Annotated in this window: 15 protein-coding genes and 3 pseudogenes; 10 read left to right on the plus strand and 8 right to left on the minus strand. The window is 74.3% G+C overall.

Features of this window, described 5'->3' with window-relative positions:
• Positions 1 to 370 precede the first annotated feature (370 nt).
• Both LRS74_RS26925 and LRS74_RS26930 read left to right on the plus strand, forming a co-directional pair.
• Positions 371 to 1801, plus strand: a complete 1431-nt coding sequence (locus tag LRS74_RS26925) for a hypothetical protein (RefSeq protein ID WP_277743413.1) — start codon at positions 371 to 373, stop codon at positions 1799 to 1801.
• 183 nt (positions 1802 to 1984) lie between these two features.
• Complete coding sequence (locus tag LRS74_RS26930) at positions 1985 to 2626, plus strand: transglycosylase family protein (protein ID WP_277743414.1); 642 nt, start codon at positions 1985 to 1987, stop codon at positions 2624 to 2626.
• Here the strand turns inward: LRS74_RS26930 and LRS74_RS26935 are convergent.
• The 4 genes and pseudogenes from LRS74_RS26935 to LRS74_RS26950 form a co-directional block, all read right to left on the minus strand.
• Positions 2541 to 3320 (minus strand): ATP-binding cassette domain-containing protein, encoded by a 780-nt coding sequence (locus LRS74_RS26935; RefSeq protein ID WP_277744960.1) that lies wholly within the window; start codon positions 3318 to 3320, stop codon positions 2541 to 2543. The two genes, LRS74_RS26930 and LRS74_RS26935, sit on opposite strands and share 86 nt — an antisense overlap.
• Positions 3317 to 3985, minus strand: a pseudogene (locus LRS74_RS26940) (ABC transporter ATP-binding protein); the annotation flags it as partial. The gene LRS74_RS26935 and the pseudogene LRS74_RS26940, both read right to left, overlap by 4 nt.
• Positions 3986 to 5036: 1051 nt before the next feature.
• Positions 5037 to 6920, minus strand: a pseudogene (locus LRS74_RS26945) (ABC transporter permease); the annotation flags it as partial.
• A 696-nt stretch (positions 6921 to 7616) separates the two neighbouring features.
• Positions 7617 to 7856, minus strand: a pseudogene (locus LRS74_RS26950) (hypothetical protein); the annotation flags it as partial.
• A gap of 156 nt (positions 7857 to 8012) precedes the next feature.
• On the opposite strand from LRS74_RS26950, the gene LRS74_RS26955 reads away from it, so the two are divergent.
• The 5 genes from LRS74_RS26955 (at position 8013) to LRS74_RS26975 (ending at position 13367) form a co-directional block, all read left to right on the plus strand.
• Entirely contained in the window at positions 8013 to 8546 is a 534-nt protein-coding gene (locus LRS74_RS26955; RefSeq protein ID WP_277743415.1) for a hypothetical protein, read from the plus strand.
• Positions 8521 to 9861 carry an ABC transporter substrate-binding protein gene (locus LRS74_RS26960; RefSeq protein WP_277743416.1) on the plus strand — a complete coding sequence of 447 codons (1341 nt, stop codon included), beginning with the start codon at positions 8521 to 8523 and terminating at the stop codon, positions 9859 to 9861. The genes LRS74_RS26955 and LRS74_RS26960 overlap by 26 nt, the downstream gene beginning before the upstream one ends.
• Before the next feature lie 299 nt (positions 9862 to 10160).
• On the plus strand, positions 10161 to 11411 hold the full coding sequence (locus LRS74_RS26965) for a glycosyltransferase family 4 protein (RefSeq protein ID WP_277743417.1): 1251 nt from the start codon (positions 10161 to 10163) through the stop codon (positions 11409 to 11411).
• Positions 11408 to 12280, plus strand: coding sequence for a hypothetical protein (locus tag LRS74_RS26970; protein WP_277743418.1), 873 nt, complete (start codon positions 11408 to 11410; stop codon positions 12278 to 12280). The genes LRS74_RS26965 and LRS74_RS26970 overlap by 4 nt, the downstream gene beginning before the upstream one ends.
• 130 nt (positions 12281 to 12410) lie before the next feature.
• Entirely contained in the window at positions 12411 to 13367 is a 957-nt protein-coding gene (locus LRS74_RS26975; protein ID WP_277743419.1) for a YafY family protein, read from the plus strand.
• 73 nt (positions 13368 to 13440) lie between these two features.
• Here the strand turns inward: LRS74_RS26975 and ctaD are convergent, their stop codons facing one another.
• Positions 13441 to 15123, minus strand: coding sequence for a cytochrome c oxidase subunit I (gene ctaD / locus LRS74_RS26980; RefSeq protein ID WP_277743420.1), 1683 nt, complete (start codon positions 15121 to 15123; stop codon positions 13441 to 13443).
• Between the two features lie 415 nt (positions 15124 to 15538).
• Here ctaD and LRS74_RS26985 point away from each other — a divergent pair, with 415 nt between their 5' ends.
• On the plus strand, positions 15539 to 15754 hold the full coding sequence (locus tag LRS74_RS26985; protein ID WP_277743421.1) for an I78 family peptidase inhibitor: 216 nt from the start codon (positions 15539 to 15541) through the stop codon (positions 15752 to 15754).
• Positions 15755 to 15891: 137 nt separating this feature from the next.
• On the opposite strand, the gene LRS74_RS26990 is transcribed toward LRS74_RS26985, so the two are convergent.
• Complete coding sequence (locus tag LRS74_RS26990; protein ID WP_277743422.1) at positions 15892 to 16926, minus strand: phosphatase PAP2 family protein; 1035 nt, start codon at positions 16924 to 16926, stop codon at positions 15892 to 15894.
• Between the two features lie 402 nt (positions 16927 to 17328).
• The gene (locus LRS74_RS26995) at positions 17329 to 18507 is read right to left on the minus strand and encodes a glycosyltransferase family 39 protein (RefSeq protein ID WP_277744961.1); all 1179 of its coding nucleotides are present in this window, start codon (positions 18505 to 18507) and stop codon (positions 17329 to 17331) included.
• Positions 18508 to 18876: 369 nt separating this feature from the next.
• Between LRS74_RS26995 and LRS74_RS27000 the strand changes: the two genes are divergently transcribed.
• Positions 18877 to 20517, plus strand: a complete 1641-nt coding sequence (locus tag LRS74_RS27000) for an MFS transporter (protein ID WP_277743423.1) — start codon at positions 18877 to 18879, stop codon at positions 20515 to 20517.
• A gap of 178 nt (positions 20518 to 20695) precedes the next feature.
• Positions 20696 to 21883 carry an acyl-CoA dehydrogenase family protein gene (locus tag LRS74_RS27005; protein WP_144385029.1) on the plus strand — a complete coding sequence of 396 codons (1188 nt, stop codon included), beginning with the start codon at positions 20696 to 20698 and terminating at the stop codon, positions 21881 to 21883.
• 37 nt (positions 21884 to 21920) lie between these two features.
• On the opposite strand, the gene sepF is transcribed toward LRS74_RS27005, so the two are convergent.
• The gene (gene sepF, locus LRS74_RS27010) at positions 21921 to 22355 is read right to left on the minus strand and encodes a cell division protein SepF (protein WP_277743424.1); all 435 of its coding nucleotides are present in this window, start codon (positions 22353 to 22355) and stop codon (positions 21921 to 21923) included.
• Between the last annotated feature and the right edge of the window lie 189 nt (positions 22356 to 22544).

A 22544-nucleotide genomic window follows, 5' to 3' on the forward strand; every position in this document is an offset into this window, starting at 1 on the left:
CATGCGTCGGGGCGTGCGGGCCGCCGGCGCGTACTGCACAACGCTCGATCCGTGGCGGTGGTCACGCGCGGACCACACCGCGGGGGGACGCCGCGGGTGGGCCGGAGGCGGTTGACGGGGCGTCGGGGGACCGCGTCGCGGCGGTGCCGGGAGGCGCGGTCCGAGGAGCCGACGGGCCGTCATGTCACGCCGCCACGCCGTACGGGGACCGCTCGGCTCGCTCGTACGGGCCACCCCGGGAGCCCGAACCGGAAGATCGTGGTCCGCTCTCTTCAGAGCCTCATGCCGGCGGCCACACCGGGTGGCCGCCGGGGCATGGGGTGGAAGCGCGCCGACGGGTGGCCCGGGCGCGGAAGGAGGGAGTCCCCCCATGCCTTTGACACCCTTGACGTCCCGGCGGACCGGCCGGGCGGGGAACGCGGCCCGCGGTGGGCGATCGCGCACGGCCGCGCGCCGGACCGCCGTCGCCGCCGGGCTGGTGACGGTCGCGGCGGCGGTCCTGCCGGCCCCGTTCGCGCGCGCCGGCGACGTCGGCGTGCGGTGCTCGGCCGCCGCGCTCGTGGCGGCGATCACCACGGCCAACCAGAGCCCGGGGCCGGACATCATCCGGCTGGCCCACCGCTGTGTCTACCGGCTGGCGGTCCCCGATCCGGGCAACCCCGCCAACGGCCTGCCCGTCATCACCGGCGAGCTCACCATCGAGGGGAACGACGCCACGATCAAGCGGGTCCACTCCGCGCCCGCCTTCCGCATCCTCGCCGTCGCCCCCACCGGCGATCTGACACTCAACAAGATCACCATCGCCGGCGGCCGGGCGATCGACTGCCCGACTTTCCCGGGACTCGCGGTGTGCGGCGGCGGCATCTCCAGCCTCGGCGTACTGACCGTCAACCACAGCCTGGTGACCCGTAACGTCGCCGAGTCGGCCACGCTCTTCGCCGAGGGCGGCGGCATCGACAGCGACGGCACGGGAACCCTGAACGACACGGTGGTCAGCCACAACGCCGCCCGCTACACCGGCGCGGCCCTCAACTCCGCGGACGCCGGCGGCGTCTCCAACGACGGCCCGCTGACGGTCCGGCGCAGCCGGCTGATCCACAACAAGGTCCGGGTCTCCGACAACTCCGGGGGCTTCGCGTTCGGTGCGGGGCTGTCCAGCTTCGCCCCGACGACCGTCGCCGACAGCGAGATCAGCGGCAACCAGGCGTTCGCCCAAGGAGGCACCGCGCGCGCCGCGCTCGCCAACGCCGTACCGCAGACGTCAACGATGGTCGTGACCGACACCGTCTTCCGGCACAACACCGCCTCCGCGCCGGGCGGCACCGCCCAGGGCGCCGCCATCGCCAGCAACGCCAGGCTCTCCCTGGTCGGCGGCCTGATCAGCGAGAACCGCACCAGCGCGACGGGCGGCACCGCGCAGGGCGGCGCGCTGCGGGTCGGCCCGGTGGGCGACGTGGCCCTGTTCGAGACCACCGTCCGCGACAACAAGGCCAACGCGCCGGGCGGCACCGCCGAAGGCGGCGGGATCCAGGTCCCGATCGGCGGAACGCTCACGACCGACAAGACGTACATCGTCCACAACACCGCCAGCGCCGCCCCCGGCGGCTCCGCGCTGGGCGGCGGCCTCTTCAACGAGGGCACGTCGACCCTCAACAGGAGCCGTGTCCTCTACAACCGCGCGGACGACGGCGGCGGCATCTACGAACAGGCGGGCACCGTCACGCTGAGCGACACCATCGTGCGCTACAACCGGCCCAACAACTGCCGTCCGCCGGGCAGCGTTCCGGGCTGCGTCGACTGACGCCGACCGGAGCGGGCCCAGGGCCGGCCCGGGGTCCGCCGAAGCGGGCCGCCGGGCCGGTCGGGCGCGTCGACGGGGCCGGTGACCCGAGGGAGGGGGCGGCGGCTGCGCCGGACGGGTGGCGCCACGGGCGCGTCGCGCGCGGGAGCGAGACGGCCGGGGATCCACCCCTAGCTTGTGCGGATGACGCACAGACGTCCGACGCCGAGCCGGCCGGCCGCGCCCGCTCGGCCCCCCGTCGCGGCCGCCGCCACGACCGCCGCCCCCGCCCTGCCCGTCGCGGCCCTCCGCGCCGTGCTCCTGGTGCTGCACCTGGCCGCGCTGCTCGCCGTGACCCCCGGCCTCGCCCACGCGGTCGCCGCGCCCCCGCGGCTGTCCTGCGCCGAGGGAGACGGCTGGCCGTGGAGCTGCGTCGCCGAGTGCGAGAGCAGCGGGGACTGGCACATCAACACCGGCAACGGCTTCTACGGCGGCCTCCAGTTCACCCAGCCCACCTGGGAGGAGCACGGCGGGCGCGCCTACGCCCCGCGCGCCGACCTCGCCCCCCGCGAGCGGCAGATCGAGATCGCCGAGCGGGTGCTGACCACCCAGGGCTGGCGTGCCTGGCCGGTGTGCTCCCGGCGGTACGGGTTGTCCGGCCGGGCCCATGTGGTCCGCTCCGGCGACACGCTCGGCTCCCTCGCCCGGCACTACCGCGTGCCCGGCGGCTGGCACGCCCTGTACGAGGCCAACGTGAGGGTCATCGGCCCCGATCCGAACCTGCTGACCCGGGGGACGATGCTGGACCTCCCGCCCGACTCCGCCACTCCGCCGCCTCCCCGCTGAACACCACCGCGCCGCGCCGCAGTTCGTAGACCACGACCGTGGGGAGACGGGCCCCGGCTCGGCCCGCGGCCGAGCCGTGCGGGACGCCCCCCGCGTCGGGCCCGCCCGGCGCCCCGCCCGGCAGCCGCTGCTCCGCCACCACGACCGTGCGGCCGTCCGCCACCGCGTCGGCGAGCAGCCCGTACGTACGGGCCGCGGCCTCGGGCGACATGCCCTGCGTCGGCTCGTCCAGCAGCAGCAACCGGGCGGGGGACAGCAGCGCCCGGGCGACGGCGAGCATCCGCTGCTCGCCGCCGGAGAGTGTGCCCGCGCGGCGCGGGAGCAGCGCGCCCAGCGCCGGGAAGGCGCGCGGCGCGGCCTCCGGGTCGTCCCGCGCGGCGCGGGCGGCCAGGCGGAGGTTCTCGGCGACGGTGAGGGTGGCGAAGACCGCGCCCCGGTCCGGGACGAGGCACGCACCCCTGCGGGCGCGGGCGTACGCCGCCAGCCGGGTGACGTCCTCGCCGCCCCAGACCACGCTGCCCGACGTGAGCGGCACCGTGCCGGCGAGCGCGCGCAGCGCGGTGGTGCGGCCGGCGCCGTTGCGGCCCAACAGCACGGTCAGATGGGCGGCCGGCACCGCCAGGTCCACGCCGTGCAGGGCCTCCAGCGGTCCGTACCGCACGTGCGCCGCGCGCAGCGCGATCTCGACGGTCATGGGCGCACCCGCGCCAACACGCGCGCCGCGGGCCCGGACGCGACGATCCTGCCCGCCTCCATCGCATAGACGACGTCCGCGAGCCCGCCGATGAGCTCCAGGTCGTGCTCGACCACCAGCAGGGCCATCCCGTCCGCCGCGAGGGAGCGCAACAGCCGGGCCAGCGCGGCCGTCTCGGCGGCGTCCAGTCCGGCCGCCGGCTCGTCCAGCAGCAGCACGCGCGGCCCGCCGGCGAGCGCCCGCCCCAGCTCCACCCGGCGCAGCGTTCCCGTCGGCAGCTCCGCCGCCGGCGCGTCCCGCACCGGCCCGTCCAGCCCCAGCAGCCGCAACACCCGCTCCGCGGCCGCCGGTTCCCGCATCCGGCCCTGCTCGGCACCGAGCAGGACGTTCTCCGCCACCGTGAGCGACGGGAAGACCGCCAGCCGCTGGAACGTCCGGGCCAGGCCGAGCCGGGTGCGCGCGTAGTCCGGGCGACGGGTGATGTCCCGTCCGTCCAGCAGCACCCGCCCCGCGTCCGGCCGCACCGTGCCGCACAGACAGTGGAACAGCGTGCTCTTTCCCGCCCCGTTCGGCCCCACCAGCGCCGTCACCCGTCCCGGCGCCACCGTGATGTCCGCACCCTCCAGGGCCGTGAAACCCCCGCCGTAGGTGACCCGCAGCCCCCGCCCCGTCAACCGCCCCCGTCCGCCCGCTCCCCGCCCCGCCCCCCACGTCCGCCCGCCTTCCCGACCCCCCCTCGCCCGCCCGCCGGCCCGATCCCGTTTCGCCCGCCCGCTGTCCCGCCCCGGCCTCGCCCGCCCGCCACCCGCGCCGGTTCGCAGCCCGGCGGGTCGCCGGTCCGGGCGCGGCGGGGGCGCCGCTGTCGCGGTCCTCGGGGCCCTCCCGGCGGCCCCGCCCGCCCGCCTGCCGCCCACCGCGAGAGCCCGCCGCGGCGGCCGGCTCGGCGGGCTTCTCCCACGGCGTCACCGCGCCGCCCGGCTGGCCACCCGGGCGTCGCCGCCATGACCGAGCGCCCCGCCCCCGGGCCGCCGGGCGGACGTCTGGCGTGTCCGGCGTGCCCGCCCGGCCCTGGCTCGTAGCGGGCGTGTCGGGTGTGGGCGCCTCGCCCGGGCTCGTGGCGGATGTGTCGGGTGCGGGCGCCTCGCGCAGGCCCGTTGTGGGTGTGTCCGGTGTGCCGGGTGCGGCTGGCCGGGTCGGGGTGTGGTCTGTGGTGGGCGGAGGTGCTTCGGGGGGTTCGGGGCGGGCCCGCTCGCCCTCGGTGTGTGGCGTGGCGGTGTGGTCTCGGGCCCGTCGGTGCCATGGACGGGTGCCCTGGCGCCGGGGTTCCGGGCGGACGTCTGGCGTGTCCGGCGTGCCCGCCCGGTCCTGGCTCGCGGCGGACGGGTCGGGTGTGGGCGCCTCGGGCGGGCCCGTTGTGGGTGTGTCCGGTGCGGCGGATGTGTCCGAGCCGGCCGCCCGGCTCGGGCCCGTTGCGCGCGCGTCCGGTGTGGGCCTCACGTCCCGGCCTGCCGTGAGCGTGGCCGGGGTGTCCGAGGGGCCTGGCCGGGCCGCGGCGCGGGGCGCGTCGACGGGGCCCGGCCGGATTGACCGGCGGTCGGTGGGCGCGCCGCCGGTTCGGTGGGTTCCGCCGGGGCCCGCCGTGCTCCCGGAGGGACCTCCGAGGCGCGGCAGGCGCCGTGAGTCGCCGCCGCCGCCGCCGGCGCCGGCGAGGGCGAGCGCGGCCTGGACGCGGGCGCGGGCGCGTCGACCGGCGGGGGTGAGCACGACGTGGCGATGCGTGGTGAGGGCGCGGCGAGCGGCGTCCAGGGCCTGTTGCGGGCCGGCGGGGTAGCGGCCGAGGAGCACGGCCAGGACACCGATCACCGCCGCCGCCACACCCCCGCGGGCCCCCGCGTCCAGGCCGACCAGCAGCGCGGCGGCGGCCAGGGCGCCGAGGAGGCTGTCGGCGCCCAGCACCACGACCGCGGCGAACCACAGCAGACCGCGGACCGGGTCGAAGTCGCCCGCGTCGAAGGCCCGTACGCCCATGCCCAGCATCGCGCCGCCCAGGGCCGCCAGCGCCGCGCCCGCCACGAAGGCGGTGAGCTTCAGCGTGGGCACCCGCACCCCCGCCGCCGCCGCGCCCTCCTCGTGGTCGCGCATGGCGGCGAGCGCCCGCCCGTACGGGCCGCGGCGCAGCGTCGCCGCGCAGAGCAGCGCGACGGACAGCAGAACGAGTTCGAGGACGTAGTACGCGCGGTCGTGTCCGAAGCCGGGCGGGCGACCCAGGCCCAGGCCCGAGGTGGCGTACGGCTGGGCGAAGACGAAGCGGCTGACGGCCACCCCGATGGCCAGCGTGGCCAGCGCCAGCGCCAGCCCCCGGCGGCGGATCGCCGGCCACCCGGTGAGCAGGCCCAGCGGGGCGACCAGCGCCACCGCCACCACGAGTGCGGCCAGCTCGCCGAGCGCGGGCAGGCCGGGGAACCGTCCGGCGGCCAGCAGCGCCGTGAACAGCGCGCCGAGCCCGGCGTACGCGGCCTGGCCGAGCGAGATCTGGCCGCCCCGGCCGGTGACCACGCTCAGCGAGAGCAGCACCACGGCGATCGCCGGCACCTGCACCGAGGTGTGCAGGTCGGAGCCCGCGAACCCCAACGGCAGCAGGAACAGCACGCCGCAGACGATCCACGCCCGCGCGTCGCCGTCCATCCGCAGTCGGCCCGGGGACAGCCCCGCGCCCCAGGACACGCTGCCGCGCCCGCCCACCCCGGGCAGCGCCAGTGCCGCGATCAGCAGCGCGACCACGAACAGGTTGGCGCCCACGGCCTGCACCAGCGGCTCCGCCCACCCCCGGGGGTGGAGCCGGGTCAGCTGGCTCTGCGCCACCCCGACGGCCAGCGCCACGGCGATCGCCACCGGCAGGCTGCGCAGCGCCGCCGCCACCGCGACCGCCATCACCTCCATGACCAGCAGCGGCAGCCCGTACGGGTCCAGCCGCAGCAGCGGTGCCAGCAGCACGCCGGTGAGCCCCGCCGTGAACGCGCCGAAGGCCCAGCCGCCCGCTCCCACCCGGTCCGCGTCGATCCCGCTCAGCGCGGCGAGCCGGCGGTCGTCCACCACCGCGCGCAGCTCCCGGCCGAGCCCGGTCCACCAGGTGACGGCGCCGACCGCCGCGGCCAGCGCGACCGCGGTGCCCAGCTGCACCCAGGGGTCGGCGGGCAGCAGCGCGGGCGCGTCGTCGCGGGCCCCCGGCCCCCAGATCAGCCCCGCGGCGCCGACCAGCAGGACGAAGACGCCGAGCGAGGCCACGAGGGTCTGCGCCGGCCCGCCGCCCTCGCCCCGCTCCCCGGCGGCGGCCAGCGGCCGGAAGACCAGCCGGTCCAGCAGCAGGCCGAGACCGGGGGCGAACAGCAGCAGACTCGCCGCGGCGGCCCACCACGGCGGCCAGTCCCACTCGACCACCAGTTGGCGCATCACATACGCGGTCACCATGGCGATCGCGCCCTGCGCGAGGTTGAGCACCCCCGTGGCCCGATAGGTGACGATCAGCCCGATGCCGGTCAGCGCCGCCGCGCTGCCCACGGCGAGGCCGGCGAGGGTGAGCTCGTACGTGAGCGAGCCCACGACTCACGCCCCGGGTCCCGGCGGCCCGCACCCCGGATCGGCTTCCGACCCGCTCGTCGGGCCGGCCGGGGGCCCGTCCCGAACGGACGGGGTCTCTGCCGCGCAGATCGGGCAGGGGGTCAGCCCGGCCGTGCCGACGGCCGCGGGGTCGGCGGGCAGCACGTCGGGCTTGCCGTCGATCAGGGGGCAGCCGGGACGGTGCGCGAGGGTCCCGCCCGGGAGGACCAGAAGGCCCGCGAGGGCGTCGGCGGTCGTCGCGTCGGTGGTGGTGGGGGTGAGGGGCCCCGCTGCGGGACCGCTCGGGCCCGCGGCCCCCGGAGGGCTGCCTGCGGGTGCGTCGCGCGGCGTCGGGCTGGTGGCCGTGGGGGTGGTGGGGGTCGGGCCGGCGGTCTCCACGGCGGGAGTCTCGCCCGGCGTCGGGCCGGTGGCGGTGCGGGCGGCGGGGGTCGGGGCCGCGGTCTCCGCGGCGCGGGTGTCCCTGGCGGGAGCGGTCGGGGTGGTGGTTTCCGTGGCGCGGGTGTCTCCGGCGGGAGCGGTCGGGGTGGTGGTTTCCGTGGCGCGGGTGTCTCCGGCGGGAGCGGTCGGGGTGGTGGTTTCCGTGGCGCGGGCGTCTCCGGCGGGAGCGGCCGCGGGGTGGGCCTCCGCGGGGTGGGCCTCCACCGTGGCGGCGTCGCTGGCGGGCGCCCGCGCGTCGTCGTCCTCCGCCACCAGCAGCCGGTGCAGCTCCGCCACGCGGGCGGCCGCGAGCCCCTGCCCGCCGTGGGCGACCAGCACGGCCCCGGCGACGAGGAGCGCGGCGCCGGGGATGGTGCACGAGGCCAGATAGGGGAGCTGTCGCTCGACGAAGCGTTCACCGGAGATGCCGTACCAGCCGACCACGCACAGCACCGCGCCGCCAGCCAGCGCCGCCCACCCCGCCCATTGCACGGTTCGCATACGGCCCCCTGCACTGTTGGCTGTCCGACGACTGTGCATCCGCTCCGCTGACCGTGCAATTCCGTGCGAAGCGATGCACTATGCCTGAAGGGGCGGAATCTCCGCGGCAGCGGAGGTCTGATCTCTGGCGACCGACGACGCCCGGTGGTGAATCGGATGGCCCTTGCGAAACCGGCACGCGCGCGCACGGCCGCGTGGCTGACGGCGGCGCTGCTGCTCTTCGGGGCGGGCGCGGCCGGCTGCGGTGATGACGGCGGCGGGACGGACGAGCCGTCCCCCACCAGATCCGTGACGCCGACGAAGACGGCGTCGCCCACCGGCGACGAGCCCTCCGATCCGGAGGCCGCCGAGGAGGAGATCGAGGAGAACTGGGAGACGTTCTTCGACCCGGCCACGTCCAGGGACGAGAAGGCGGAACTGCTCCAGGACGGCTCGCGGTTGAAGCCCCTGCTGGAGGCGTTCAGCGGCGACCAGCGCGGCGAGCAGGTCAAGGCGGAGGTCACCGAGGTGACCTTCACCTCCGCGACCTCCGCGGACGTGACGTACGCGCTGACGCTCAAGGGCGCCACCGTGCTGCCCGACGCGTCCGGCGTCTCCGTGCTCCAGGACGGCGAGTGGAAGGTGTCGCACAAGACCCTCTGCGGGCTGGTGGAGCTGAGCGAGGATGCCCCCCAGGCGCCGGGCTGCTGACCGTGGGCGGCGCCTCACCCTCCTGCTTCTCGTCCTGCCGCTCGTCCTGGCCTGGCTGGCGGCGTGCGGCAGCCGCGTGCCGGAGAGCGAGTTCGGCGAACGGAGCGGGGGTCCGACCGGGGCCGGCGCGAGCGGTGACGGGGCGTCCGGCGAGCCGCTGAAGGTCGGCATCATCACCAGCGCCACCAGCCCGGTCGGCGGCAACGCCCTCACCGGTCCGCGCGACGGGGCCAGGGCGTACTTCGACCGGCTCAACCGGAACGGCGGCCTGAACGGCCGTCCGGTCGAGGTCGTGACGTGTGACGACGGCGGCAGCGGGGTGGGCAACAACGAGTGCGTCCACCGACTGGTGACGGAGAAGAAGGTGTTCGCCCTCGTCGCCACCACCGCGCTGGACTACGCGGGCGCGCCCCGGGTGAGCGGGGCCGGCGTGCCCGACATCGGCGGACAGCCGATCGGCGCGGCGTACGACACCTATCCGCACCTGTACGGGATCTACGGCAGCGTCGCCCCGCGCGACGGGGAGCCGGGCTGGGACGGGCGGCTCTACGGCGGCACCGAGGTCTACCGCTACTTCAAGCGCGAACACGGGGCCCGCAGCGCCGCCGTGGTCTCGTACAACCAGTCCGCCTCCGCCGGCTACGCCCGGCTGGTCGAGCGCGGTCTGCGCGAGGAGGGCTATGACGTCGTCTCCGAGCAGGTGGACTTCGCGCTGCCCAACTTCCGCGCGGTGGCCGCGGATCTGCGCGCCCGCGGCGTGGACCTGGTCTTCGACGCCCTGGACACCCACGGCAACGCGCGGCTGTGCCAGGCGATGGACGCCGCCGGGGTCGAGCTCACCGCCAAGGTGACCAACGTCCAGAACTGGGACTCCTCCGTGCCCGACGACTACGAGGACGCCCCGGACTGTCGCAACGCCCTGTGGGCCACGGGCGCCAGCCGCAACCACGACGACACCGGGCATCCCGCCGTACGGGAGTTCCGCGCGGCGATGGGTGACAAGCCGCTGTCGCAGTGGCAACTGGAGGGCTGGGCCGCCGCCATGTGGTTCACCGACGCGGCGAGGTCCTGCGGCCCCGCGCTCACCCGCGGCTGTGTCGAGGACTACCTCCAGCGCTCCGAGCCCTACACGGCGCGCGGTCTGCTGCTGCCCGTGCGCTTCGAACAACTCGCCCGGCCACCCGCCACCGACCACACCTGTCTCTCCGTGGCACGCTGGAAGGACGACGCGAACGGCGGGAAGGGCGGCTGGGTCTCCCAAGGGGACATGAACCGCACCTGCTTCACCGTGCCGCAGCTGGCCTACGAGCCGTGAGACCGCGGCCGGCGCGCCCGGGCCGAGCCCGTTCGGCCGACGCGTCGTGAGGACCCGGACCCCGCCCGGGCGGTGCCGAGACGGCTGGCGTACGGGCCCTCAGAGGCGTGAGATCCTTGACGGGATGACAGACCGGGCACAAAGGTTCCTCGAATCGGCTACCGATTACACATCGCTTCTGGAACAAGACGGTGATGGCGACCAACCCCGCAACCCGCGTGACGGTCTCACCCTCTGGTAGGCGGACTCCATCGTGTGTCCGCGGGGAATCGGCGGTAAACGGTGGGACACGGGGACGGATGCACATCTCATTCCTGATTCACAACGCGTACGGGATCGGCGGCACGATCCGGACCACGTACAACCTGGCTCGTACGCTGGCGGAACAGCACGACGTGGAGATCGTCTCGGTCTTCCGCCACCGGGATGAGCCGGTCTTCGACCCGGGCCGCGGGGTGACGCTGCGCCACCTGGTGGACATCCGCAAGAACAGCTCCGGTTACCAGGGCGACGACCCGGACTACACCCGTCCCGCCCAGGTCTTCCCGGCCACCGAGGGACGCTACAAGCAGTACAGCGTCCTCACCGACCGCGCCATCGGCGCCCATCTGCGGTCGCTGGAGGCGGATGTGGTGGTGGGCACCCGTCCCGGTCTCAACGTGCACATCGCCAAGGAGGCCCGGCGCGGCCCGGCGCGGGTGGGCCAGGAACACCTGACCCTCAGCACCCACTCCGACGCCCTCAAGCGCACGCTGCGCACCGCCTACCCGAGGCTGGACGCGGTCACCACCGTCACCGAGGCGGACGCCCGCACCTACCGCAAGCTCATGCGGCTGCCCGGGGTGCGCGTGGAGGCGGTGCCCAACAGCGTGCCGGAGCCGGGGCTGCCGCCCGCCGACGGCAGCGGCAAGTGGGTCATCGCGGCCGGCCGGCTCGCCCCGGTCAAGCGGTACGACCTGCTGATCAAGGCGTTCGCCAAGGTCATCAAGGAGCGGCCGGACTGGCGGCTGCGGATCTACGGCGGCGGTGCCCAGCAGCCCAAGCTGCGCGCCCTGATCGACAAGCTCGGCGTCTACAACCACGTCTTCCTGATGGGACCGGCCAACCCGCTCGACCCCGAGTGGGCCAAGGGCTCCATCGCCGCCGTCACTTCGAGCCTCGAATCCTTCGGCATGACCATCGTCGAGGCGATGCGCTGCGGTCTGCCCGTGGTCGCCACCGACTGCCCGCACGGACCGGCCGAGATCATCGACGACGGCGTCGACGGCCGGCTGGTGAAGTCCGGCGACGTGGGCGCCATCGCCGGGGCCCTGCTGGACCTGATCAACGACGACGAGCTGCGCCGGCGGATGGGCGCCAACGCCCTGGAGCGCTCCGCCCGCTTCGACCCGGCCCAGATCGCGGGGCGCTACGAGTCGCTCTTCGGCGACCTGGTCGCGCGCGGCGGGCTGCGCGGCACCCTGCACCGCACCCGCGGCACCCTGCTGAGCAACGCCTTCGCCACCAAGGACGCCGGCCGCTCGGCGCTGCGGAAGGTGCGTGCCGCGTGACCACCGCCCCGACCACCACCGAGGAGTCCACCATCGCCTCCGTGCCGCTCAGCGTCGACTGCACCGCCGACTCCGCCGGCGGACTGACCTTCGACATCGCCGACTGGCCGGCCGAGGCCGCCCCGCGCGACGCGGCGCTGCTGCTGCGCCGCCGCGGCGGCGACCCCGCCGACGAGGTGCGGTTGCCGCTGGCGACGGACGGCGCGGGGCGGCCGCGCGCCGTGCTGCCCGCCGCCGACGAGCTGCCGGAGGGACGCTGGGACGCGTACGTGGCCCATGGCGAGGAGTCGCCGACCCGGCTCGCCCCGGGCCTCAACGATCTGCGCGCCCTCGTCGACCGACAGCCGGACCCGGGCACCTCCCCGCTGGGCGTCCGCATCCCGTACCCCACCAAGTACGGCAACCTCTCGGTGCGCAGCTGGTCGCGCGCCCCGCACGCCGAGGCCGGGGAGATCGTGGTGGACCAGGCCGGGATGACCGTGCGCGGGCGGCTGCACCGGGTCGCGGACGCCGCCGGCTGGCTGTCCGGCGCGGTGGTCGAGGCCCGGTGCCGCGACGCGGCGGCGCTGGTGCGCACGGTGCCGGTGGAGGCCGGGGAGGGGCCCGAGTTCCGGTTCACCCTGGACTACGCCGAGCTGGCCGCCGCCTGGGAGGCCGGCGAGGACGCGTGGGACCTGTGGCTGAGCCCGGGCCCCGACGGGTCGGGGGACCCGGTGCGCATCGCGCGGATCCTGGACGACGTCCCGGACAAGAAGGAGATCTTCACCTACCCGACCCGCACCCTCGCCGCCCCTCACGAGGCGGTCAAGGCCGGTCCGTACTACACCGCCGACAACGATCTGTCGGTGCGGGTGAGCGCGGCCGGCTGAGTGTGACGGGCCGACCGCGGCGGCCGGCGGATCGGCCGCCGCGGTCGGTGTGACGGGCCTCCGGAGGAGTCACGAGGCCGCGGCGACTCGAGGACCACAGCTGTCCGCGAGGACTGACAGACTCGGGCCCATGCTGGAAACCTCCGCACGGCTGCTCCGTCTGCTGTCCCTGCTCCAGGCGCATCGGGAATGGTCCGGTCCGGACCTCGCCGAACGGCTCGGGGTCACCCCGCGCACGGTGCGCCGGGATGTCGAGCGACTCCGCGAGCTCGGTTACCCGGTGCACTCCTCGCCGGGCACCGCCGGCGGCTACCAACTGGGCGCCGGCGCCGCCCTGCCGCCGCTGCTGCTGGACGACGAGGAGGCGGTGGCGGTCGCGGTCGGGCTGCGGCAGGCCGCGTACGGCGGGGTCGAGGGCATCGAGGAGACCTCGGTGCGCGCCCTGGCCAAGCTGGAGCAGGTGCTGCCGGACCGACTGCGCCGCCGGGTCGGCGCGCTGACCACCTTCACCGTGCCGATGCGCGGATACGCGGGGCCCACCGTCGACCCGGCCGTCCTCACCGAGCTGGCCGGCGCCTGTCGGGACGGCGAGCGGCTGCGCTTCGCGTACCGCGACCACGACGGCGGCACCAGCCGTCGCACCGTGGAGCCGCACCGGCTGGTCTCCGCCCAGCGCCGCTGGTACCTGGTCGCCTGGGACGTGGACCGCGCCGACTGGCGGACCTTCCGGGCTGATCGCATCACGCCCACCCCACCGCACGGCCCGCGCTTCGCGCCCCGGCGGCCGCCCGCCGAGGACCTGGCCGGCTATGTCTCCCGAGGCGTCTCCGTCGCCGCGTACGCGGAGCGGGCCACCGTGCGCCTGCGGGTGTCGGCCGAGACGGCGGAGCGGCACGTCTCCGCCATGGACGGGGTGCTGGAGGCGGTGGACGAGCACAGCTGTCTGCTGCACACCGGCGCGCACCACCTGGACGTCCTGGTGATCCACATCGTGCTGCTCGGCCTCGACTTCGAGGTGGTCGAGCCCGCCGCGCTCGGCGACCGGATCCGCGAGATCAGGGACCGGCTGAGCCGCTCGCTGGGCTAGCTCGGCCCCGCGCGGCCCGGGGGCGCGGGCGCCGGCTCGGTCACTCGGCGCGGGCCCGCCGGTCGCCGTCGGCTCAGTCGGTCAGCGCCCTGGGCGGCCGCCGACCCTCCTCCACGGCGCGCGCCACCTCCGGGTGGTGCAGGTCGAAGGCGGGGGACTCGGAGCGGATGCGCGGCAGGGTGACGAAGTTGTGCCGGGGCGGCGGGCAGGAGGTCGCCCACTCCAGCGACCGGCCGTACCCCCAGGGGTCGTCGACATGGACCCGGACCCCGTAGTGCGCGGTCTTCCAGACGTTGTAGAGGAACGGCAGCGTGGACAGGCCGAGCAGGAAGGAGCCGACGGTGGAGACCATGTTGAGCGTGGTGAAGCCGTCGGCGGCCAGGTAGTCCGCGATGCGGCGCGGCATGCCCTGCACGCCCAGCCAGTGGTGCACCAGGAACGTGACGTGGAAGCCCACGAACAGCGTCCAGAAGTGGATCTTCCCCAGTCGCTCGTCGAGCAGCTTCCCGGTGAACTTGGGCCACCAGAAGTAGAAGCCCGCGAACATCGCGAAGACCACCGTGCCGAAGACCACGTAGTGGAAGTGGCCGACGACGAAGTAGGAGTCGGTGACCTGGAAGTCCATCGGAGGCGACGCCAGGACGACCCCGGTCAGCCCGCCGAACAGGAAGCTCACCAGGAAGCCGACCGCCCACAGCATCGGCGTCTCGAAGGAGAGTGAGCCGCTCAGCATGGTGCCGATCCAGTTGAAGAACTTCACCCCGGTCGGCACCGCGATGAGGAACGACAGCAGGGAGAAGTAGGGCAGCAGCACCGCCCCGGTGACGAACATGTGGTGCGCCCAGACCACCACGGAGAGCCCGGTGATGGCCATCGTGGCGGCGATCAGGGTGAGGTAGCCGAAGATCGGCTTGCGGCAGAAGACCGGGATGATCTCCGTGATGATGCCGAAGAACGGCAGCGCGATGATGTACACCTCGGGATGGCCGAAGAACCAGAACAGGTGCTGCCACAGCAGCGCCCCGCCGCTCTCGGCCTCGAAGATCAGCGCCCCGAACCGCCGGTCCGCCTCCAGGCACAGCAGCGCCGCGGCCAGCACCGGGAAGGCCATGATGATCAGGATCGAGGTGAAGAGCACGTTCCAGGTGAAGATCGGCATCCGGAACATCGTCATGCCCGGGGCGCGCATCCCGAGGATGGTGGTCAGGAAGTTCACCGCGCCGAGGATCGTGCCGAAGCCGGCCAGCGCCAGCCCCATGACCCACATGTCCGCGCCCAGGCCCGGGGAGTGGATCGTGCTGTTCAGCGGGGCGTAGGCGGTCCAGCCGAAGGCCGCGCCCCCGGAGGGCACCATCAGGGCGCCCAGGACGATCAGCCCACCGAACAGAAACAGCCAGTACGACAGCATGTTCAGCCGGGGGAAGGCGACGTCCGGGGAGCCGATCTGGAGCGGGACGATCTCGTTGGCGAACCCCGCGAACGCGGGCGTCGCGAACAGCAGCAGCATGACCGTGCCGTGCATGGTGAAGGCTTCGTCGAAGTCCTGCTGCGAGATCAGCTGGAGTCCGGGCCGGGCCAGCTCGGCCCTGACCAACAACGCCAGCACGCCGGCGACCAGGAAGAACCCGAAGGACGTGATCAGATAGAGATGGCCGATCTTCTTGTGGTCGGTGGTGGTGAGCCAGTCCACCAGCAGCCGGCCGCGGCGCGGTGCCCGTGCCGGCGCGGCGGTCGGCCGCGCGGTGTCCATCGCCATCCGGGCTCCCTCGCGTCCTCGGCTCCATCTGACGGGCTGTGGGCTCACGCCATGATGCGCGCCGCGTCGGGCGGCGTGTGAGAGCGCCCCATCCGGCGGCGGCAAGGCCCTCCGAGTGGCGCAACGCGGGCCTCTCGAGCACCCGGCGAGATGGGGCGGAATCGTGGGGAGGCCATGCCGCGGGGCGCGATATCGGCCGGGTCGCGGAATTACCTCCGACGGGGCCCTCGCGGGTGTCGCGGATACGAAATTCAGGCAGCGACGCGAGATTTCCGGACGAAGGTCGGACTATCCTCCCCCCGTCAACTCGCGACCGCTATGAGTAACCCGCCTCCAAGCGAACCCGGGCGTGTTTTCTGTGACACAAGTGTGACCGGCCTTCCCTCCGTCGGCGGCCCCCGCCTACGGTGGCGACATGGCACCGATACCCCGCCCCGTCCCCGAACCCGACGACACCGTGGACCGCTACGTCGGCATGGACGCCGAAACCGCCGCGGAGGTTGCGCGCGAGCGGGGCTGGTCCACCGTGCGCGCGGTGCCGCCGGGCGCGCTGCTCACCATGGAGTACCTGTCCGGCCGGCTGAACCTCGAGGTCGCCGACGGCGTCGTGCGGCGCTCCTGGAAGGGCTGAGCGCGGCTCGCCCGGACTCCGCGCCCGCCACGGCTCGTACGCGAACGGCCCGGACACCCTCTCGGGTGTCCGGGCCGTTCGCGTGGTGCGTGGTGCGGGGTGGGGCTGTGCGTACCGCCCCCGCGGACTGGGACGGGTCAGCCACCCGCCCCGCGGCCGGTGGCGGGACCACCCACCGGGGCCGCGGCGCGCGGTACCCGGTCGGAGTGCGGCGGCCGACGGCTGCCGGTCGGGGTGACCGGGGTCCGCTCGGAGCGCGCGGTGTGCGGGCGGGGCGCATGGTGCGGCCGGCCCTCCGAGGCCCGCGCGGGCCCACGGCCTCCCACGCTCACCGGCTCGCGGGCCGGCAGCTCGTCGTCCTGGGCGCTGCGCGGCGTGGCCACCGCGCCGACCAGGGGCGATGCGGCGGGTACGGGCGCGGGCACCAGGGTGCGACCGGTGGTGACCCGGGTGCGCAGCCAGTGCCAGACCGCCAGCAGCGGCGGTTCGGCGCGGGCCATCGCGGGCTCCAGCCACGGCAGCGCCAGCAGCACCAGCAGCCCCGCGGCCCAGCCGAGCAGCACATCGCTCACCCAGTGGGTGCCGAGGTAGACGGTCGTCATGCCCACACCCAGGGCGAAGATCGCCGCGATGACGGAGGCGACCCTGCGGGCCTGCGGGGTGGTGGCCAGATAGGCCAGCACGCCCCAGGTGACCACGGCGTTGGCGGTGTGACCCGAAGGAAATATATCGCCGCCCAGCCACATCTCGTTGGAGCCGACGGTCGTCGCGTAGTGCGGGCCGAGTCGGCCCATGCCGAGCTTCGCCGCGCCCACGGTGATGTTCAGCAGCAGCAGCGAGATGCCCAGCGCGAGCAGCGGGCGCAGGGTCCGCTGCCGCCAGCAGCACCAGCCCAGCCAGGCGGCGACCGCGACCGCCGTGGGGCCGCGCTGTCCGAGCACCACGAAGTAGTCCAGGAAGGTGTGGAACTCCGGCCACTGCTTGTACGGCCGGAACAGCATGACCTGCCAGTCGAGCTTCACCAGCCAGGAGGTGGTGAGCACGCCGATCACGGTCGCCGCGTAGACCGCGAGGGTCGACCCGAGGAGCCAGAAGCGGATACGGGTCATACGCGGTCGCGCGAGATCGTTGGGGCGCTCCTCGGTGCGAGGAAGCTTGTCATCGGTACGCACTCAATCGACGTTACATTGCGTGACAGGTGGACTTCGCCGATCACGTCGGTTTGTGATGACGATGTGATGTGGAGTGTGTCTCGTCCAAGGGATTGGAACGAGCCATTCCGCGAAATGCGGGCGACCTCTCAACATTCCCCGGAACGACCTTCCTAAGGTGTGCTCGATGCCGTTTTACGCTTTTCGTGTGATGCGGTTTATCGGGGATTAGGCACGGTGTTCCGCGGAGTTTCCCTGCCGGTCGCCCACTCGTCGGACGATGATCGGGCGGCCGTCGGTTGCACCTCGGGTGGCCGGATCTCGTCGCTGTCGGGCGGCGCCGACTCCCCGGGCGCGCCCGCGCCCCGGCCCGAGGGCGACGCGGCGGTGCGACGGTCTCCGGGCTCCTCGGGGCGCCGGACCTCAGGGGGGACCGGAACCGTGCAGCCAGAACGCTCCGTACAGCGCCGAGACGAGGCCCAGCGCGCCGAGCAGCAGGCCGGCCCGCACGGGTCTGAGTCGGGCGAGCGCGAGGGCGATCGGCAGCAACAGCGGGAAGGCGGGCAGCAGCAGCCGCGGTTTCGAGCCGAAGTAGCCCTTGGCGCTCAGCGCGAGCAGCAGCACCACGCCGCCGTAGACCAGCAGCGGCAACGGCTGGCGCTGTCGCACGCACGCCACGTACAGCCACAGCAGCAGGGCGACACCGACCAGCAGGGCGGCCCCGCCGAGGAACGTCGGACCGGTGAGCTGCTCCCCGATGAAGCCGGCGAAGGCCAGGCCGCCGTCGAAACCGTTGCCCCAGCCGCCCTGGACGTCGAGGTAGCCGGTGACGCTCTCGGTGTGGATCCCCACCCAGACCACGTAGCCGCACCAGCCGAGCGGGGCGAGGGCGAGGCCCAGCAGCATCCGGCGCCGCTCGGCGCGGTCGCGCGGTCCGCGCCGGCCCGGCAGCAGCGTGGCCGCCGCGGTCAGCCAGACCGCCGCCACCACCGCCGCGCCCACCGGTCGGGTCAGCCCGGCCAGGGCGGCGAGGACGCCCGCGGTGACCCAGCGCCCGCACAGCACCGCGTACACCCCCCACGCGGCGAGGGCGGTGAAGAGCGACTCCGAATACGCCATCGACTGCACGATGCCGACCGGCAGCGCCGCCCACAGCACGACGAGGGTGGTGCCCGCTCTTCGCCCGTACAGCAGGTCGCCGACGGCGAAGATGCCCCAGGCGGCGACCAACGAGGCGAGGGCGCTCACCAGCAGCCCGGCGTCCGCGTGGCTGAGCGGGGATATCTCCGCCAGCAGCCGCTCCAGCCAGGGGAGCAGGGGGAAGAACGCGAGGTCGGAGTGGACCCGGACGTCCGCGCCGGCGGGCACGGAGACCGAGTAGCCATAGCCGTCCGCGGCGATGCGCGCGTACCAGAGCGAGTCCCAGCGGGCGGAGAGCAGCCGGTGCGGGCTCTCGCCCGCCACGGCCGCCCAGATCGCGAGAACCGCCAGGCCCAGCAGTCGCGTCCCCGCATACGCCAGCAGCGCCGGGGCGGCCCGGCGCAGCACGGCACCCGACGCGCGCTCGGCGGAGTCGTGCGTCGCCACGAGGGGGCGGGCCAGTTCGGTCACGATCTTGATTATCGGGCATGACCGCACGGGCCCCGGCCGCCTGTGGATAACCGCGGAGGCGGCAGGAGGGTAACGGGGCAAGGTCGGCGAACAGCGGCGAGAGGTGTGGTCGGCGTCATTCCGGAGTCCTGGGTGACCTGCGCAAATCACAGAACAAAAGGGATGAGGCGCGCGTATGGGATGGCTGGCGGCCGAAGGGGTGGGCGCAAGATGACCTGGGGCACACGACGCACGCGGTGACTCGCGTACTCTGACGTCTCACTCGCCTACGCCACCAGGGTCCCGGAACCACGTGCTCACGCCGTGCACCCGATGCCCACCCTGGCTCCTCGGCCGCGAGCAACACAGGGAGGTGCGTAGATGTCCGGGACGACCACGGCCGGCGAACGGCGGTCGGCGGGCGTTTCCCGGCAGGGTCGCGGGATCCGCGCGGGCGGCAACCGATGGTTCGTGCTGGTCGTTCTCTGTGTGAGCCTGCTGCTCGTCGCCGTGGACGGCACCGTGCTGCACGTCGCCGTCCCGGCCGTCAGCGAGGATCTGCGGCCCGGCGCGATCGAGCTGCTGTGGATCGTCGACGTTTACCCCCTGGTCTGCGCCTCCCTGCTGATCCTCTTCGGCACGCTCGGCGACCGGGTCGGTCGCCGGCGCATCCTGCTGTTGGGGTACGCGCTCTTCGGCGGCGCCTCCGCGCTGGCCGCCACCGCCGACTCCCCACAGGTCCTCATCGTGGCCCGCGCGCTGCTCGGCGTCGGCGGTGCCATGATCATGCCAGCCACGCTGTCGATCCTGCGACAGGCTTTTCCCGACCGGCGCGAGCGGGCGCTGGCCATCGGCATCTGGAGCGCGGTCGCCGGCATCGGCGCCGCCGGCGGGCCGCTGGTCGGCGGCTTCCTGCTGGAGCACTTCTGGTGGGGTTCGGTCTTCCTGATCAACCTCCCGCTGATGGCGGTCGCCCTGCCCGTCGGCCGCTGGGTGCTCCCGGAGTCCACCGGTGACCGGGACGGCCCCTGGGACGTCGTCGGCGCGCTGTTGGCCGCCTTCGGCCTCTTCGGGGTCGTCCTCGGCGTGAAGCGGCTGGGCGGCGGCAGGGAACTGCTGGAGACCGGCACCCTGGGCTCGGTCCTCGTCGGCGGACTGCTGCTGACCCTGTTCGTCCGCCGCCAGCGGCGGCGCACGCACCCGCTGGTGGACCTCAGCCTCTTCGCCCGGCCCGCCTTCGGGATCTCGGTCGGCTGCATCGTCGTCACCCTGCTCGCCCTGGTGGGCCTGGAGCTCATAGCGGCCCAGTACCTCCAGCTCGTGCTCGGCCTCACCCCGCTGGAGACCGGGCTGCGGCTGCTGCCGCTGACCTTCGCCGCGATGGCGGCCGGGCTGTTCGGCTCGCGGATGCTGCAACGGCTCGGCCCGCGCGCCATGGTCGCCTGCGGCTTCCTGCTCACCGCCGTCGCCGTGCTCTCGCTCACCCGCATGGGCGAGGACGACCGGCCCGTGCTGCTCATCGGCAGCTTCGTGGTCCTCGGCTTCGGCCTCCAGATGACGCTCTTCGCCTCGTACGAGTCCATGCTCAGCGAGGCCCCCGCCAAGGCGGCGGGCGGCGCGGCGGCCATCGGCGAGACGTCCTATCAGCTCGGCGCGGGCATCGGCATCGCGTTCCTGGGCAGTGTGATGAACGCCGCCTACGCGCCCCGTGTCGCCGATGTCGCGGGTGTCCCCAGCGCCGACGGCGCCATCTCCGGGCAGTCGCTCGGCCAGGCGTACGAGGTCGCCGACCGGCTCGGCGGCGAGACCGGCGTCGCCCTGCGCATCGCGGCCCGCGAGGCGTTCGTGCACGGTCTGCGCGTCACCCTCGTCGTCAGCGCGGTCCTGCTCGCCCTCGGCGCGGTGGCGGCGCTCCGGCTGCCGCGGGTGATGGAGTGCGGCACGACCGCCCCCGGCGGGTCCCCCGACGGCGAGGCCCCCTCCTCGTGCGACCGGGCCGCGGTGTCGGCGGAGTCCAACTGACGCCACCCCGCGACCCGGGGACGGCGTGCCGACCGGTGTGGTGTCGGTCCCTGCGCTGAGGCGGGTCTGGACGCCGGGGGTTACCCGGTCGTAGCGTCGGGGTGCCGGGGTGATCACCCGGAGGCCGGGGCGGGACGCGCACCCGGTGACGGGAGCCGCACCCAGCCGGAGGCCGTACATGTCCGCATCCGCCCTGCCGCCGTTCGACCCGGCCGACCCGCTCGGCCTCGACGACCTGCTGGACGCCGAGGAGCTCGCCGTCCGGGACACCGTGCGGCGGTGGGCCGCCGACCGGGTGCTGCCGCACATCGCGGACTGGTACGAGCGCGGCGAGCTGCCCGACATCCGCGGGCTGGCCCGGGAGCTCGGCTCCATCGGCGCGCTCGGCATGTCGCTCCAGGGGTACGGCTGCGCGGGCGCCAGCGCGGTCCAGTACGGGCTGGCCTGCCTGGAGCTGGAGGCGGCCGACTCGGGCATCCGTTCGCTGGTCTCCGTCCAGGGCTCGCTGGCGATGTACGCCATCCACCGCTACGGCTCCGAGGAGCAGAAGCGGCGTTGGCTGCCCTCGATGGCCGCCGGCGAGGTCATCGGCTGCTTCGGGCTGACCGAGCCCGACGTCGGCTCCGACCCGGCCGCCATGCGCACCCACGCCCGGCGGGACGGCTCCGACTGGGTGCTGACCGGCCGCAAGATGTGGATCACCAACGGCTCGGTGGCCGGTGTGGCGGTGGTCTGGGCGCAGACCGACGAGGGCGTCCGCGGCTTCGCCGTGCCCACCGACGCACCCGGCTTCTCGGCCCCGGAGATCCGCCACAAGTGGTCCCTGCGCGCCTCGGTCACCAGTGAGCTGGTGCTGGACGAGGTCCGGCTGCCCGCCGACGCGGTGCTGCCCGGGGTCACCGGGCTGCGCGGGCCGCTGAGCTGCCTGAGCCACGCCCGCTACGGCATCGTCTGGGGCTCGATGGGCGCCGCCCGCGCCAGCTTCGAGGCCGCGCTGGAGTACGCCCGGACCCGTGAGCAGTTCGGCCGGCCCATCGGCGGCTTCCAGCTCACCCAGGCCAAGCTCGCCGACATGGCGGTGGAACTGCACAAGGGGGTTCTGCTCGCGCACCACCTCGGGCGGCGGATGGACGCCGGCCGGCTCCGTCCGGAGCAGATCAGCTTCGGCAAGCTGAACAACGTGCGCGAGGCGATCGACATCTGCCGCACGGCCCGCACCATCCTGGGGGCCAACGGGATCTCGCTGGAGTACCCCGTGATGCGGCACGCGACCAATCTGGAGTCGGTGCTCACCTACGAGGGCACCGTGGAGATGCACCAGCTGGTGCTCGGCAAGGCGCTCACCGGGCTCGACGCGTTCCGGTGAGCCGGAGTGCCGGGCGGTCCGGTGAGCGGCCTCGCCGCTAGCTCTGGTTGAAGAAGCCGCCGGACGCCCGGCCCGCCTCGCCGCTCACGATGCGGTAGTCCGCGGGGGTGAGCAGGAAGACGCGGGTGGCGACCCGCTCGATCGAACCGCGCAGACCGAAGGTGAGACCCGCCGCGAAGTCCACCACGCGCTTGGCGTCGGAGGGCTCCATCGCGGTGAGGTTCACGATCACCGGGACGCCCTCCCGGAACAGCTCCCCGATCGTGCGGGCGTCCCGGAAACCGTCCGGGGTGACCGTGGCGATCCGGGTCCCCTGGTCCTGCGCGGCCTCGTCGGCCACCCGGACCCGCGGGTCGGTCACCCAGGAGTCGCTGGGCTCGGGCCCCTCGGCGTAGTCGTCGTCGTAGTAGCGCTCGTCATCGCTGTCGTCGACGAGGCCAAGCCAAGCACTCGCCTTGCGCACCGATCCCATGGACGCCTCCTTTCACAAACCGTGTGTACTGTCCGCTCCTCTATGGTCGTCCATGATGCGGATGGTGTGCCAAGTGGTTGGCCGCCGCCCCGGTGTTTCGTGACGGTACTGGTGCATAACGCTTGGCGGCCAGTCAGAGTTCCTCCTGGCTGCGGGCGGTGACGGGGTGGATGTATAGACTCCGCCGAG

Source organism: Streptomyces sp. LX-29, assembly GCF_029541745.1.
Classification (GTDB): Bacteria; Actinomycetota; Actinomycetes; order Streptomycetales; family Streptomycetaceae; genus Streptomyces.

Excerpts from the sequence above, each read along its gene's own strand:
- LRS74_RS26955 (WP_277743415.1), top strand. The coding sequence starts at position 8,013 with ATGGCCCTTGCGAAACCGGCACGCGCGCGCACGGCCGCGTGGCTGACG.
- LRS74_RS26985 (WP_277743421.1), top strand. The coding sequence starts at position 15,539 with ATGGCACCGATACCCCGCCCCGTCCCCGAACCCGACGACACCGTGGAC.
- LRS74_RS26965 (WP_277743417.1), top strand. The coding sequence starts at position 10,161 with ATGCACATCTCATTCCTGATTCACAACGCGTACGGGATCGGCGGCACG.
- LRS74_RS26925 (WP_277743413.1), top strand. The coding sequence starts at position 371 with ATGCCTTTGACACCCTTGACGTCCCGGCGGACCGGCCGGGCGGGGAAC.
- LRS74_RS26960 (WP_277743416.1), top strand. The coding sequence starts at position 8,521 with ATGCCCCCCAGGCGCCGGGCTGCTGACCGTGGGCGGCGCCTCACCCTC.
- LRS74_RS27000 (WP_277743423.1), top strand. The coding sequence starts at position 18,877 with ATGTCCGGGACGACCACGGCCGGCGAACGGCGGTCGGCGGGCGTTTCC.
- LRS74_RS26975 (WP_277743419.1), top strand. The coding sequence starts at position 12,411 with ATGCTGGAAACCTCCGCACGGCTGCTCCGTCTGCTGTCCCTGCTCCAG.
- sepF (WP_277743424.1), bottom strand. The coding sequence starts at position 22,355 with ATGGGATCGGTGCGCAAGGCGAGTGCTTGGCTTGGCCTCGTCGACGAC.
- LRS74_RS26930 (WP_277743414.1), top strand. The coding sequence starts at position 1,985 with ATGACGCACAGACGTCCGACGCCGAGCCGGCCGGCCGCGCCCGCTCGG.
- LRS74_RS26935 (WP_277744960.1), bottom strand. The coding sequence starts at position 3,320 with ATGACCGTCGAGATCGCGCTGCGCGCGGCGCACGTGCGGTACGGACCG.
- LRS74_RS27005 (WP_144385029.1), top strand. The coding sequence starts at position 20,696 with ATGTCCGCATCCGCCCTGCCGCCGTTCGACCCGGCCGACCCGCTCGGC.
- ctaD (WP_277743420.1), bottom strand. The coding sequence starts at position 15,123 with ATGGCGATGGACACCGCGCGGCCGACCGCCGCGCCGGCACGGGCACCG.